Below are 12834 nucleotides of genomic sequence, written 5' to 3'. Positions count from 1 at the left end.
GTGATGATTGCCTAGGCTGAAGATTATCCCGGGGACGGGCCTTTCACTCCATCACGCGATCAAAACGATCCGGTGGTGAACTGCCAGCTGCGGCTTGCGAGGGGGTTGCCTGCCAGGTCGCGGATCCCGGTTGCTCCGCCGGTCAGCGTCACGGTGTACCGGGTCTTCGCGGCCAGGGGTTCCTGCGGGTCCAGGATCCACTGGTTGGTGGTTCCGTTGCGGTAGACCGTTGTTGCCACGATGCTTCCGGTGGCGGCATTTTTCAGGGTGAAAGTGGCGGTGCCCACCCCCTGGACTGCCTCGCTGAAGGTGGCGCTGGCGTTGCTGCTCCGGCGGACCAGAAGGGCATTGCTGCCGGGTGAGTAACTGGTGACGGTGGGTGCCGGACCTGTGGTGAACGACCAGCTGGTTGAGGCCAGCGGTGTGCCTGCCGCATCCCGGATCGCTGAGCTTCCGCCCACCAGAGTGGCGGTATAGGTTGCATCGGCGGCCAGGTTGGCACCCGGATCAAGCGTGGCCGTCCTGGTGGTGGAGTTATAGGTGACGCCAGCCGCGATAGTGCTGCCTGCCGCGTTCCTGAGGACGAAGGTCCCTCCTGATATGCCCTGGACGTCGGTGCTGAATGTAGCTGCCACGTTGGTGCCCGCGGCCACGGCCGTGGCGTTGGCGGCGGGCGACACAGCGCTGACCGTCGGGGCAGGAGCCGGGGCGGTTGCGGGGGCGGTTGCGCCCGTTCCGGTGTACAGCAGCCGGTTCGGGGTGCCCGTGGTGGCACCGGTGATCACCCCGGCCGTGGCGTTGGATACCAGCGCGGCGGCCACGTCGGCCGGGGCCAGGCCCGGGTTTTGCGACAGCAGCACCGCGGCCGCGCCCGTGGTGTGGGGGGCGGCCATGGAGGTTCCGGACATGGATGCCGTGGCAGTGGTGGACGTGTAATAGTCGGAAGTGATGCCGACGCCGGGCGCGTACAGGTCCACGCAGGACCCGAAATTGGAGAACGATGCCTGCTTGTCGCCCGAGTCGCTGGCCGCCACCGTAACGGCCCCAGGGACGCGGGCGGGCGAGCCGGTGCAGGCGTCCACGGCGGAGTTGCCGGCCGCCACGACCGTAGTGACGCCGTCGTTCAGGACCGCCTGGATGGCGCTGTCCACGGTGCTGCTGGCAGCTCCGCCGAGGCTGAGGTTGGCGACGGCGGGCGTTCCGGCGGCGTGGTTGGCCACGATCCAGTCCAGGCCGGCCACGACGTCGGAGTTGTAGCCGGATCCGCTGCAGTCGAGAACCCTAACGGGCACCAGGGTGGCGCTCTTGGCGACGCCGTAGGTGGCCCCCGCGACAGTGCCGGCGACGTGGGTTCCGTGGCCGTTGCAGTCCGTGGTGCCGTTGCCGTCCGCCACCGCTGTCCAGCCGGCAGCCACCCGGCCGCTGAAGTCGGTGTGGGAGGACAGGATGCCCGTGTCCACCACATACGCGGTGACTCCCGCGCCGGCGGCGGTCCAGGAGTAGGAGCCGGAGAGGGGGAGGGCGCGCTGGTCTGACCGGTCCAGGCCCCAGGGGGCGGGTTGCTCGGTCGCCGAGAGCTTGACGGGGGCGTCGGGCTCCACGGACAGCACCTTCCCGGACTTGGCAAGGGCTGCTGCCTGGGCGGGATTGGCGGTGACGACGGCACCACGGATCGCATGCTCGAAGGTACGGCCGACGGCGAGGCCCTGGCCGCGTAGGCCGGACACTTCTGCCGCCACGTCGGCAGTGGCGGCGTATTGGACGATGTAGCGGCCGGTCGGGTTGCCGGCGTCGCCCGGCAGTGCAGGGGCAGCGTAAGCGGGCAGGGACACGATGGAAAGGGCGGTGGCGGAGAGCAGCGCCGTGAGGACGGGCAGCGCGTAGGATCGGGTACGAATTTTGGGGGTCCTTGGAATAGCGGGGGCGGGCAGACGGTGCGGGAAAATCTGCCCCGTCACTGGCCACCTGGTGGCTGTACCAAAAAGGATAGGAGCCGGAAGCGCAATGCTTCCGGCTCCTTGGATGATCCTGTGCCAACCCTTGGCGATTCCTGGGGGCTGGCGTTTTTGACCGGTTTTCCCTAGCTTTCGGCACCGCTGGCCGTGGCGCCCGGGGAGCCCTCCGGCACGTGGTTCCGCCAGCTGTGCTCGGGCTCGAAACCGAGGAGGCGCCGCGCCTTGTCGATGGACAGCATGGTTTCGTGCTCGCCCAGTTCCTTGGTTACCTTGACGCCGGGAAAGACCTCGCCGGCAAGGCTGGCGCTGGACCGGCTCATGACCGTATCCGCGTTGGCAATGATGAAGGCCTCGAATCCTGGCTGGGCGTTTTCCAAGGCCCGCACCACGGCCTGGGCCCCGTCCCGGCCGTCGATGTAGCCCCACAGGTTCCACTTCCGGAGGGTCGGGTCCGCATCGAACGAGGGGAATCGGGCGTAGTCGGCCTCATCCATGACGTTGGAGAAGCGCAGGCCGGTGATGCTGAGTTCGGGGTCCCACCGCGTCATCTCCACGGCCATCTGCTCCTCCAGCCGCTTCACCAGCGAGTAGGTGCTCTCCGGCCGCGGCGGGTATTCCTCATCCACCGGGATGTAGGGCGGATCGATGTCGAACGGCAGCCCCAGGACGGTCTCGCTGGACGCGTACACCACCTTCTTGATGCCGGCGCGCCGCGCCGCCTGGAAGACGTTGTAGGTGGACAGCATGTTGTTCTCGAACGTGGCTGCGTCCGGCAGGATGCCCGGGGCGGGGATGGCCCCCAAGTGGACGACGGCGTCGAACCCGTCATGCCGGTCGTCCACGCCCAGGAGGGCATCCACAACCTGGCCGTAGTTGCGCAGGTCAACCACCAGCAGGCCCGGGTTCCGGTCTCCTGCCCGGTCCAGGTTGAGGACCTGATGGCCGTCCCCCGTGAGCCGGCGCACTACATGGCGCCCCAGTTTTCCGCTTCCGCCGGTAACGGCAATTCTCATCAGTGGTTCCTTCTGTTGGTTCAGCGTTTCACGAGCGGTGCTTGGATCAGGCCGGCGGCCGCGGGGAGGCCAGGAACTTTTCGACGGCGGAAATCGCCCAATCCGTGATCTCCCCCGGGTCGCCGCTGCCGTTGACGGGCACCAGGATGCCCCGGCGCGCGTACACCGAGACTACTTCATGGGTTTCCCGGTGGTAGAGGTCCAGGCGGCGCCGGAAAACATCCACCGTGTCGTCGGTGCGGCCCTGCTCAAGCGCACGCCGGCGCATGCGCTGCTCCAGTTCCGCGTCGGGCGCCTGCAGCTCGATGACAACATCCAGGGTGCAGCCCTGCGACGCGAGCATGTTGTCCAGTTCTGCGACCTGGGGCGCGGTGCGGGGGTAGCCATCCAGCAGGAATCCCTGGCGGACATCATGGTCAAGGAGACGGTCCTTGACCAGGGCGTTGGTGAGGTGGTCCGGGACGAGCTGTCCGCCGTCGAGATACCCTGCAGCCTGGTTGCCAAGCTCCGTCTCACGCATGACGTTGCTCCGGAAGATGTCCCCCGTGGAAACTGCGGGAACCGCGAAGTGGAGGGCAAGGCGTTCGGCCTGCGTCCCTTTGCCGGAGCCCGGCGGACCGATGATGAGAAGCCTGGTCATGTTCATGTCCTTCCCCCACGGCGGGTCCCGCTTCATTCTGCCCGCTGCCGCGCTCGGGCACCAGCCTCCGTCAGGAACGGGGCGGGCCTGTGTGACGCCTCCCAGGCTGCGCGGTTGTATATACTTTGGTTATCGGTTTAGCAGCAGGCCGTTGGAAAGTTCGTCGATCCAGCGACCATCACCGGCTCCCTGTCCAGCAGCGGGGCATTGGTGCGTTGCGGGCTCGTTTTGACCTGAGCGAATGGCACCAGAAAACCGTGGCCAGCGAGTCAACAGCAAAAACCGATACATCCATCACCGAACACCTTCATGAATTGGTCCTCAATAGCTCCGATGTTGAGGACTTCCTCAATGAGTTGGCGCAGGTGTCTGCGCGCAACCTCTCGGAGCCGGGCGATGAGATGCTGTGCGCGATCACCCTGCTCCGGCAGCGCAAAACCGCCACCGTCGCCAGCAGCAGCCAGGAAGCGGCGTCGATCGGCCGGCTTGAGCACCAGTTCTCCGAGACGCCCGGCCTGACGGCTTCCACCTTGCAGGAGACTGTCCACGCTCCGGACCTTGCCCAGGACGACCGTTGGCCGGACTACGCCGCAGCCGTTGCCGGCCACGGGATCCGTTCCGTCGCAGCGGTTCCGTTCCGGCTCGAGGGTGAGACCAAGGCGGCACTGCTGCTGTATTCCCGCCGCGCCCATCGTTTTGAAGGCCGGGTACTGAAGTTCGCCGAGGATTTCGTCCGCCAGACATCGCTGGCGCTGAGGCTTGCCGTGCGGTTTGCGCACTACAGCGAGACGGCTGCGAACCTCCGCGCCACACTGGAGTCCCGGACGGTCATCGACATGGCAGTGGGCATCATCATGGCGCAGAACCGATGCAGCCAGCAGGAGGCGTTCGGCATCCTGCGGACGGCGTCCAGCACCCGGAACACCAAGCTGCACGAGGTGGCCGCGGCAGTGGTCAACGCGCTGGGGCAGGGCCCGGCGCGGACACATTACGACGGCTAGGCGCGATGTCCCCGCCGCTTACCCGGCGCCGGTAGACTGATGCCAACTTTTCGCCGGGGGGCTTGATGGAACAGCAGCGTGTTTGCCTTGTCATTGAGGACGACGCCGATATCCGTGGACTGATCACCGCGGTCCTTTCGCGTGCCAGCTTCGAGGTTTGGGCAGTGGGCACGGGCGCAGAGGGCATCGCCGCCGCGGCGGATCCGGCCATTTCCCTGGTCACCCTTGATCTGGGCCTGCCGGACATGGACGGGCATGTGGTGGCGCGGGCCATTCGTGCCCTCAGCGGGGCTCCCCTGCTGTTCCTGTCGGCCCGGTCCGAGGAGGACGACATCCTGGCCGGCATGGCATCGGGTGCGGCCATATACCTCACCAAACCGTTCCATCCAAGGGAACTCAAAGAGCTTGCGCTGCAGCTGTGCCCCGCAATTGATACTGCGGGGCACACTTCACCGCCGGCTGTTCCCGTGGCATCGGCTTCACGGCCTCCTGTATCACAGGAGTAAACCCTAGCGGGCTTATCCCCCGCAGCTCCCCCGCAGCATCCGAAGGTGGGACCCGCGCCGGCACTCCCGGAACGTCGAACAGCGACGGCGGGATCCCGCCGTCGCTGTTCATGCATTCCGTTACTGCTTCGAGAGGAAGCCGAGCAGCGCCTCGTTGACCTCCGCCGCATGCGTCCACAGCAGGCCATGCGGGGCGCCCTCAATCTCCACGTACTGCGCGTCCGGCAGCGCCTTGGCGAAAAGCCGGCCGGTGGAGTCAATGGGCAGGATGTTGTCCGCGGTGCCGTGCACGATCAGTGCGGGGACATCGATCTTGGGGATGTCCTGGCGGAAGTCGGTGAGCCAGGTGGGCTGGGCGGCCACGGAGGCGGTGGCGCCTGCACCGGTTGCAAGGTTCCAGCCCGCGTTCATCACTTCCTGGCTCAGGCGCGGGGTGCCCAGGAACGTGTCCGAGTTGTAGAAGTTCTTGAAGAATTCGGTGAAGAAGGCGTAGCGGTCTGCCGTGACTGCTTCCAGAAGGCCGTCGAACACCGCCTGCGGGACGCCGTCGGGATTGTCGTCCGTCTTGAGCAGGTAGGGCTCCAGGGAGCCGAGGAATGCGGCACGGGCCACGCGGGCGGAGCCGTAGGTGCCCAGGTAGCGCCCGACTTCGCCGGTGCCCATGGAGAAGCCGACCAGCACCACATCATTCAGGTCCAGCGTGGTGAGCAGGGTGTTGAGGTCCGCGGCGAAGGTGTCGTAGTCGTAGCCTTCGGTGGGCTTGCTGGACTTGCCGAAGCCGCGGCGGTCGTAGGTGATGACCCGGTAGCCGGCTGCCAGGAGCGCTGCAGTCTGCTTTTCCCAGGAGGATCCGTCCAGGGGGTAGCCATGGATCAGCACGACAGGCTGGCCCGAGCCGTGGTCCTCGTAGTAGAGCTCGATCTCAGTGCTGTTCTCAGTACCTACGGTGATGAAAGCCATCGGGGGTAATTCCTTTCGAGACTGACCAAGCGGGAGGCAGGGCGCCATGCCCGTGCACTTCCTACTCTAGGTGCCCCGGCGAGGCGACGACGCTGGAAACCGTGACGGCGGCACGGGCAGGATGCGCTGCCGCGGCAGCTGTGACACTATATGCGCATGAATGCAGATACGAACGGTTGCTCGCTGGCGGTGGACAGCCAATACGTGGAGCTGGCCGTGGAGGTCTTTGCCATGCTGGCCGACGCCACTAGGGTGCGGATTATTTTGGCGCTCCGGGACGGCGAGATGGCGGTGGGCGCGCTGGCAGACGTTGTGGGCAAGTCTCCCGCCGCAGTGTCGCAGCACCTGGCGAAAATGCGACTGGCCAGGATGGTGTCCACCCGGCAGGACGGGACGCGTGTGCTCTACCGGCTGGAGAACGAGCATGCACGGCAGCTAGTGGCGGATGCGATCTTCCAGGCCGAGCATGCCCTTGGCGGCGAGCCGGCCCACCACCGCATCACCAACCATTCTGCGCAAAGGAGTGCCTCGTGAGCGGCCCGCACCGGGGGTCAATGCATACCCACGGCCACGCCCATGCGGAGGGGCACGGCGGGCACGACCACGACCACGACCACGACCACGACCACGACCACGACCACGACCACGACCACGACCATCATCACCATGCCGGCTTCAAGGGCTGGCTGGTCGAGCTGTTCGTCCCGCACACGCATGACGCCGCTGATTCGATCGACGATGCCATGGAGGCCAGCGCCGAGGGCATCCGGGCATTGAAGATCAGCATGTTCGTCCTGCTGGCCACCACCGTGCTGCAGTTCCTGGTGGTCCTGTTCAGCAGCTCGGTCGCACTGCTCGCGGACACCATCCACAACTTTTCGGACGCCCTGACGGCGGTGCCCCTGTGGGTTGCCTTCATCCTTGGGCGCAGGACCGCCACGCGCCGGTACAACTACGGCTACGGCAGGGCTGAAGACCTGGCCGGGCTGTTCATCGTGGCCGTAGTGGCCCTCTCCGCCGTCGTTGCCGGCTGGCAGTCCGTTGACCGGCTGGTCAATCCCCAGCCGCTGCAGAACCTGGGCTGGGTGATGGCTGCGGGCCTGATCGGCTTCGCCGGAAACGAGGCCGTGGCGATTTACCGCATCCGGGTGGGCCGCAGGATTGGGTCCGCCGCGCTCGTCGCTGATGGCGTCCACGCCCGCACTGACGGCTTCACGTCGCTGGCCGTGGTGGTGGGCGCCGTCGGCGTCATGCTCGGTTTTCCGCTCGCGGACCCGATCGTGGGGCTGGTCATCTCTGCCGCCATCATGGTGCTCCTGTGGGGCACCGTCCGCAGCATTGGGCGGCGGCTCATGGACGGCATCGAACCTGATTTGGTGTCACGTGCCGAAGCCGCCCTGGCGGAGACGCCTGGCGTCCTTGCGGTCCAGAACCTGCAGCTGCGCTGGTCCGGGCACCGGTTGCAGGGCTCTGCACTGCTCCACGTCGCGGACACCGGTCTGTCGCAGGCGGAGGAGATCATCCACCACGCCGAGCACCGGCTCCGGCATGCGTTGCCCAAGCTGGACCACATGCTGCTGGCCCCCGCCACGGGCACACGGCACTGAAAGCCCCAAAAAGCCCCATACGCAAAAGTGACCCTGCCCGACAGCGCCGGCAGGGTCACTTCTACGTTGTAGTACATGGTTTCAGGCGCGGGCGGCCTTTCCAGGCAGCGCAAGCTTGAATACCTTTGCCCAGGACGAGCCGACCTGCTTCAGCAGCGGACCGGTGGTGTACTTCAGGCCGTAGCGCTGGCAGATTTCACGCACCCTCGGCGCAACCTCGGCGTACCGGTTGGAGGGCAGGTCCGGGAAGAGGTGGTGCTCGATCTGGTGGGAGAGGTTGCCGGTCATGAGGTGCATGAACTTCGACCCGGAGATGTTCGCCGAACCAATCATCTGGCGGACGTACCAGTCGCCGCGGGTTTCCCCGTCCACCATTTCCTCGGTGAAAGTGTCGGTGCCTTCGGGGAAGTGGCCGCAGAAGATCACGGCGTGGGCCCAGACGTTGCGGATGGCGTTGGCGGCGATCGTGCCAAAAAGGGCCTGCTTCGCGGACCCGGTGAGCATGGCGACCGCGGGGGTTGCTGCATAGTCCTTGGTGAACTGGGTGACAACCTTCTTGCCCAGCGCCTTAAGGTCCTTGAGCAGGGCCTCCTTGGACTTGGTGCCTTCCTTGTACTCGGTCAGCTCGAGGTCGTAGATGGCAATGCCCCATTCGAAGACCGGAGCCAGGATGGCATTGAACAGCGGGTTGGCCAGGTTGATGGGCTTCCACGGCTGCTGCTCATCCATGCGCAGGAGGTTGTATCCGACGTCGTTGTCCTTGCCAACAACGTTGGTCCAGCGGTGGTGCAGGTCGTTGTGCGTGTGCTGCCAGGACCGTGACGGGGTGACGAAATCCCATTCCCAGGTGGTGGAGTGGATGTCCGGATCGCGCATCCAGTCCCACTGGCCGTGGAGGATGTTGTGGCCCAGCTCCATGTTCTCCAGGATCTTGGCCAGGCTCAGCAAGGTGGTGCCGGTAACCCAGGCAGCCTTGTTCTTGCTGACCAGGAGGGCGGCCCGGCCGGAGATTTCGAGCCCGCGCTGGATCTTGATCATCCGGCGGATGTAGGCGGCGTCTTCGGCGCCCCGCTTGGCCAGGACCTCGTCCCGGATGGCGTCGAGCTCGCGGCCCAGCTCCGCTACCTGCTCATCGCTGAGGTGCGCGGCGGCCGGCGGCCGGACGGTGGGGCTGCCCGATTCGGCGAGCTTCCCGGGGCGCGTTCTCGAGCTTCCCGCGGGGGTGACTTTGGTAGGTGTGATTACAGACATTCCGTGGTGCTCCTCAGATTTCGAGGTTTACGGGTCCGGCGGCTGCCGAGACACACGTTTGGATCAGTTGGCCGGGTTCGCCATGGATTTCGCCGGTACGCAGGTCCCGGACCTGCCCGGCAAGCAGCGGTGTGAGGCAGCTGTGGCAGATGCCCATCCGGCAGCCGCTGGGCATCAGCACCCCGGCGTCCTCGCCGACGTCCAGGATGGGGGTATCGCCGTCGGCCTGCACCTCACGGTCCGAGGCTTCGAAGGTGACCAGGCCGCCGTCGTGCCCTACGCCGGCGTTGAAGGTGGTGTTGAAGCGCTCGATCATCAGGTTGCCCGGGTCGCCGGCCACGGCGACCTCGGATCCGGCAGGCTTGGCAGTGAGTGCCCGCTTCCACAGCGCCTCGGCGTCATCCAGGAAACTGTCGGGACCGCATGCGTAGGCTGCCCGTTCCTTCCAGTCGGGGCAGATCGCGTCCAGTTCCTTGGTGCTGGAGAAGTCCATGCGGCCCTGTTCGCCGGTGTACCAATGCGCCAGCCGGAAGTTGGGGAACTGGTCCGCAAGCTCGGCCAGTTCCTCGCGGAACAGGCTGTCATTCGGGGTGCGGGCCGAGTGGACCAGGACGACGTCGGCATCCGGGCGCCGGGGAACAAGGGTGCGGATCATCGACATCACCGGGGTGATGCCACTGCCCGCAGTGACCATGAGCAGGGGGCGCGGGTGCTCAGGGAGCACGAAGTCGCCCTGGGGCGGGGCCAGGAACAGCACATCCCCGGGCTTGGTTGTGCGCACCAGCGTTCCGGACACGGCACCGACATCGGTGACCGTGATGGCCGGGTCCTTGCCGGCGGGAGCGCTGAGGGAGTAGGAGCGCCAGTGGCGGACGCCGTCGAGTTCGACGCCGATGCGGGCCCACTGGCCTGCCAGGTGCGCCTTCCAGCCGCGGCCGGGGCGGAAGAAGATCGTGGCGGACTGGGCGGTCTCCTGGACCACCCGGGTGACCACGCCGCGCAGCTGCCGGGCGGAGTAGACAGGGTTGAACAGCGCCAGGATGTCTTCCGGCGCCAAAGGGGTGGTGAGCACTGAGGCCGCCTGGGCCAGCTGTCGTAGCCGGATCATGCGGTTAAGCCTAAGGCGGTGCGAGCCATATTTCTCTCTCTCCGTCATATGACCGTTCCGCAGTCACACGCTAGTTGTTGGCGCGAAGCCCCCACGCCGCACTCTTAAGAGTAACGGTTAGGTCTCACAAAAGGTTCCCGGCATCCTTTCGGCTCCATCCCAGCCCAGGGGCCACGTATTTTGCGATGTTGCCCAGGAGCTTGGCGTTGAACTCCACGCCCAGCTGGTTGGGAACGGTCAGGAGCAGCGTGTCTGCTGCCTGCACCGCGCTATCGGCGGCGAGTTGTTCGGCCAGGACCTCCGGCGGGCCCACGTAGCTCTTGCCGAACCTGGCGGTCAGCCCGTCAATGACGCCCACCTGGTCGCGTCCGTCGCGGAGGGCGCTGCCGGCAAAGTAGTAGTTGTCCTCTTCATCCACGATGGGCAGGACGCTGCGGCTGACCGAAACCCGGGGCGTATGGGCGTGGCCGGCCGCCGCCCACGCGTCCCGGTACAGCTGGATCTGCTCTGCCTGGAGTTCATGGAACGGAACCCCGGTGTCCTCGGTGAGCAGGGTGGAACTCATCAGGTTCATGCCCAGTTCGGCAGCCCACACGGCAGTCTTCCTGCTCCCGGCGCCCCACCAGATCCGTTCCGACAAGCCCGGGGACTGTGGCTGGACAGGTAGGAGCCCGGTGGCCCCGCCGGCATACCTCGAATCGGCTTCGGCCATGCCGGCCCCGGTGATGGCCTTGCGAAAGACGGCGGTATGGCGGCGGGCCATGTCGGCGTCACTCTCCCCCGGCTGCGGCCTGTAGCCAAACACCGCTGCGCCTTCCCGGGCAGGCTCAGGTGAGCCGCGGCTTATGCCCAACTGGAGCCTGCCGCCGCTGATCAGGTCTGAGGCTGCCGCCTCTTCGGCCATGTAGAGCGGGTTCTCGTAGCGCATATCGATCACGCCGGTGCCGATCTCGATGCGGCTGGTGCGGGCGGCGATGGCCGAGAGGAGGGGAAACGGCGATGCCTGCTGCCGGGCGAAATGGTGGACACGGAAGAATGCGCCGTCCAAGCCCAGCTCTTCAGCGGCAACGGCCAGGTCGATTCCCTGGAGCAGGGCGTCCGCAGCCGTCCTGGTGCGGGAACCCTGGCCGGGACCCCAGTGGCCGAATGAAAGGAATCCGATACGCTCCATACTTCCCCCAACCGTGATGGCGGCGGCTGAATTCCCGGCTGGCATGATGGCTGCGTGGGTATTCCAGGGGAAACCGTCAGTGTTTTCAAGACGGTCGTGTTGTTCGTGCTGGCCGCTGCTGCGGAAATTGGCGGGGCCTGGCTGGTGTGGCAGGCCGTCCGCGAAGGAAAGGACTGGTGGTGGGCCGGGCTGGGTGTGGTCGCGCTGGGCGCGTATGGCTTTGTGGCCACCCTCCAGCCGGACGCGCACTTCGGCCGGATCCTCGCCGCATATGGCGGCGTGTTCGTGGCGGGTTCCCTGGCATGGGGAATGGCCTTTGACGGCTTCCGGCCGGACCGGTGGGATGTGGCGGGGTCCCTGGTCTGCCTGCTCGGGGTTGCCGTGATCATGTTTGCCCCGCGGAGTGGCAGCTAGCCGCCCCGGCTAAACTGGCCCGGTGGACAACAGCGAGCAGCCCAGGCCCGTCACACCGTCGCGCGGAAGGCTCGCCGAACGGCTGCTGCCCGGCGGCGAGGAACCGGACCCCCGCTTCACCCTCGCCAACGAGCGCACCTTCCTGGCCTGGATCCGCACCTCGCTTGCGCTGCTGGCGGGCGGGATTGCCCTCGAGGCGTTCACCTCCGGGCTTTTCATTGAGCCCGTCCGCAAAGGGCTGGCGGTCCTCCTGCTCCTGCTCGGCATGATGCTCAGCGGGGGCGCCGCAGTCCGGTGGCTGCGGGTGGAACGAAGCATGCGCACCAAGGCTCCGCTGCCGTTGCCGTTCATTGTGCCCCTGCTGGCCGGGGCAGGCGCGCTTGCTGCCGCCGTCGTCCTTGTCTTCATCCTTTGGCGCTGATCTGTGGCGCCACACGCATCCAGTCCTCACGGCGATCCGGGGCTGCAACCTGAGCGGACGGCCCTTGCGTGGGGCCGGACCATGCTGGCGATGGTGACCGCGAGCGCCTTCTTCCTGCGCTGGCTGCCCACCTACGGGGCGCCCATCCTGGTGCTCCCGGTGATTTCCGGCGGCACCGCCCTTGCCATCTACCTCACCCAACGCCGCCGCTACCGGGTTCGGTCCCGCGGCCTGGCGGGGGAAAGCATCGAAGCGGACCTGTCCGCGGTGCTGTGGACTGCGTTGGCCGGGGTGGTCCTCGGCGGGGTGGGCATTGTTGTGGTCCTGGCCAGCTGACTGCCGAGGAGTACCGGCCGCCCTAAAACATCGGCAGGACGAAGCCGCCCAAAAGCGCCACGGCCCCGATGGCCGTCAGGCAGCGGCCCAGGACCGAGGCAGTGCGTCCTGCCTCCTCCGGGGCGGTGGTCTGCCACTGGGTGGGGCGGTTGGGGTGGTAGTAGATCGGCAGGGTGTCCCCCGCCGCCATATCCCTGATGTCGTACGGGGACATGGGGGCGTTGTGCACGTTGTGCTTCCGGTCGAACCAGCGGAAGCCCACTCCGGTGGTGTCGGAATACACCACGGCCTCGGCCACGTCCCAGGGGTGGATGAACCGGCGAAGGAACCCCGTGTAGAAGAGCAGGCCCAGTCCGGCGGGCAGGCACAACCAGGTGAGCACTTCCAGGATGGGACCTGCCATATCGAGCGCAGTGGGCATGGAATCGATGGTACAGCGCCGGGACTGGTG

Annotated in this window: 15 protein-coding genes; 7 read left to right on the top strand and 8 right to left on the bottom strand. The window is 66.6% G+C overall.

Annotated features, from left to right (window positions below; genetic code table 11):
- Positions 1 to 59: 59 nt before the first annotated feature.
- From ACTJK0_RS14940 to ACTJK0_RS14930, 3 genes are all read right to left on the bottom strand, one after another.
- Entirely contained in the window at positions 60 to 1958 is a 1899-nt protein-coding gene (locus ACTJK0_RS14940) for a S8 family serine peptidase (protein WP_440745712.1), read from the bottom strand.
- A 122-nt stretch (positions 1959 to 2080) separates the two neighbouring features.
- Positions 2081 to 2968, bottom strand: a complete 888-nt coding sequence (locus tag ACTJK0_RS14935; protein WP_440745711.1) for an NAD-dependent epimerase/dehydratase family protein — start codon at positions 2966 to 2968, stop codon at positions 2081 to 2083.
- A 46-nt stretch (positions 2969 to 3014) separates the two neighbouring features.
- Positions 3015 to 3608, bottom strand: a complete 594-nt coding sequence (locus ACTJK0_RS14930; protein WP_440745710.1) for an adenylate kinase — start codon at positions 3606 to 3608, stop codon at positions 3015 to 3017.
- 257 nt (positions 3609 to 3865) lie between these two features.
- Between ACTJK0_RS14930 and ACTJK0_RS14925 the strand changes: the two genes are divergently transcribed.
- Complete coding sequence (locus tag ACTJK0_RS14925; protein WP_440745709.1) at positions 3866 to 4609, top strand: ANTAR domain-containing protein; 744 nt, start codon at positions 3866 to 3868, stop codon at positions 4607 to 4609.
- A 65-nt stretch (positions 4610 to 4674) separates the two neighbouring features.
- Complete coding sequence (locus tag ACTJK0_RS14920; RefSeq protein WP_440745708.1) at positions 4675 to 5115, top strand: response regulator transcription factor; 441 nt, start codon at positions 4675 to 4677, stop codon at positions 5113 to 5115.
- 120 nt (positions 5116 to 5235) lie between these two features.
- Here ACTJK0_RS14920 and ACTJK0_RS14915 read toward each other — a convergent pair whose 3' ends face one another.
- On the bottom strand, positions 5236 to 6075 hold the full coding sequence (locus tag ACTJK0_RS14915) for an alpha/beta fold hydrolase (protein ID WP_440745707.1): 840 nt from the start codon (positions 6073 to 6075) through the stop codon (positions 5236 to 5238).
- Between the two features lie 156 nt (positions 6076 to 6231).
- On the opposite strand from ACTJK0_RS14915, the gene ACTJK0_RS14910 reads away from it, so the two are divergent.
- Together ACTJK0_RS14910 and ACTJK0_RS14905 are read left to right on the top strand one after the other, a co-directional pair.
- The gene (locus ACTJK0_RS14910; protein ID WP_110542141.1) at positions 6232 to 6609 is read left to right on the top strand and encodes a metalloregulator ArsR/SmtB family transcription factor; all 378 of its coding nucleotides are present in this window, start codon (positions 6232 to 6234) and stop codon (positions 6607 to 6609) included.
- Positions 6610 to 6629: 20 nt separating this feature from the next.
- Positions 6630 to 7682: a cation diffusion facilitator family transporter gene (locus ACTJK0_RS14905; protein WP_440745735.1), complete on the top strand. Its 1053-nt coding sequence runs from the start codon at positions 6630 to 6632 to the stop codon at positions 7680 to 7682.
- Positions 7683 to 7763: 81 nt separating this feature from the next.
- Here the strand turns inward: ACTJK0_RS14905 and ACTJK0_RS14900 are convergent, their stop codons facing one another.
- From ACTJK0_RS14900 to ACTJK0_RS14890, 3 genes are all read right to left on the bottom strand, one after another.
- Positions 7764 to 8933: a fatty acid desaturase family protein gene (locus ACTJK0_RS14900; RefSeq protein WP_440745706.1), complete on the bottom strand. Its 1170-nt coding sequence runs from the start codon at positions 8931 to 8933 to the stop codon at positions 7764 to 7766.
- Positions 8934 to 8946: 13 nt separating this feature from the next.
- Positions 8947 to 10041 carry a ferredoxin reductase gene (locus tag ACTJK0_RS14895; RefSeq protein WP_110541771.1) on the bottom strand — a complete coding sequence of 365 codons (1095 nt, stop codon included), beginning with the start codon at positions 10039 to 10041 and terminating at the stop codon, positions 8947 to 8949.
- A gap of 124 nt (positions 10042 to 10165) precedes the next feature.
- Positions 10166 to 11212 carry an LLM class flavin-dependent oxidoreductase gene (locus tag ACTJK0_RS14890; protein ID WP_440745705.1) on the bottom strand — a complete coding sequence of 349 codons (1047 nt, stop codon included), beginning with the start codon at positions 11210 to 11212 and terminating at the stop codon, positions 10166 to 10168.
- Positions 11213 to 11266: 54 nt separating this feature from the next.
- Between ACTJK0_RS14890 and ACTJK0_RS14885 the strand changes: the two genes are divergently transcribed.
- From ACTJK0_RS14885 to ACTJK0_RS14875, 3 genes are read left to right on the top strand one after another with little or no spacing between them, the layout of a single operon-like run.
- On the top strand, positions 11267 to 11626 hold the full coding sequence (locus tag ACTJK0_RS14885; protein ID WP_440745704.1) for a YnfA family protein: 360 nt from the start codon (positions 11267 to 11269) through the stop codon (positions 11624 to 11626).
- A gap of 22 nt (positions 11627 to 11648) precedes the next feature.
- Positions 11649 to 12047: a YidH family protein gene (locus tag ACTJK0_RS14880; RefSeq protein ID WP_440745703.1), complete on the top strand. Its 399-nt coding sequence runs from the start codon at positions 11649 to 11651 to the stop codon at positions 12045 to 12047.
- A gap of 3 nt (positions 12048 to 12050) precedes the next feature.
- The gene (locus ACTJK0_RS14875; RefSeq protein ID WP_440745702.1) at positions 12051 to 12383 is read left to right on the top strand and encodes a DUF202 domain-containing protein; all 333 of its coding nucleotides are present in this window, start codon (positions 12051 to 12053) and stop codon (positions 12381 to 12383) included.
- Positions 12384 to 12405: 22 nt separating this feature from the next.
- Here ACTJK0_RS14875 and ACTJK0_RS14870 read toward each other — a convergent pair whose 3' ends face one another.
- A complete protein-coding gene (locus ACTJK0_RS14870) occupies positions 12406 to 12804 on the bottom strand; it encodes a hypothetical protein (RefSeq protein ID WP_110541775.1) in 399 nt (132 codons plus the stop codon).
- Positions 12805 to 12834: the final 30 nt, after the last annotated feature.

Origin of the sequence: Paenarthrobacter sp. 22069, assembly GCF_052046035.1 — a bacterium.
Classification (GTDB): Bacteria; Actinomycetota; Actinomycetes; order Actinomycetales; family Micrococcaceae; genus Arthrobacter.
Note: the sequence above shows the minus strand (reverse complement) of the source record. Positions and strands in the feature narration are given on the sequence as shown.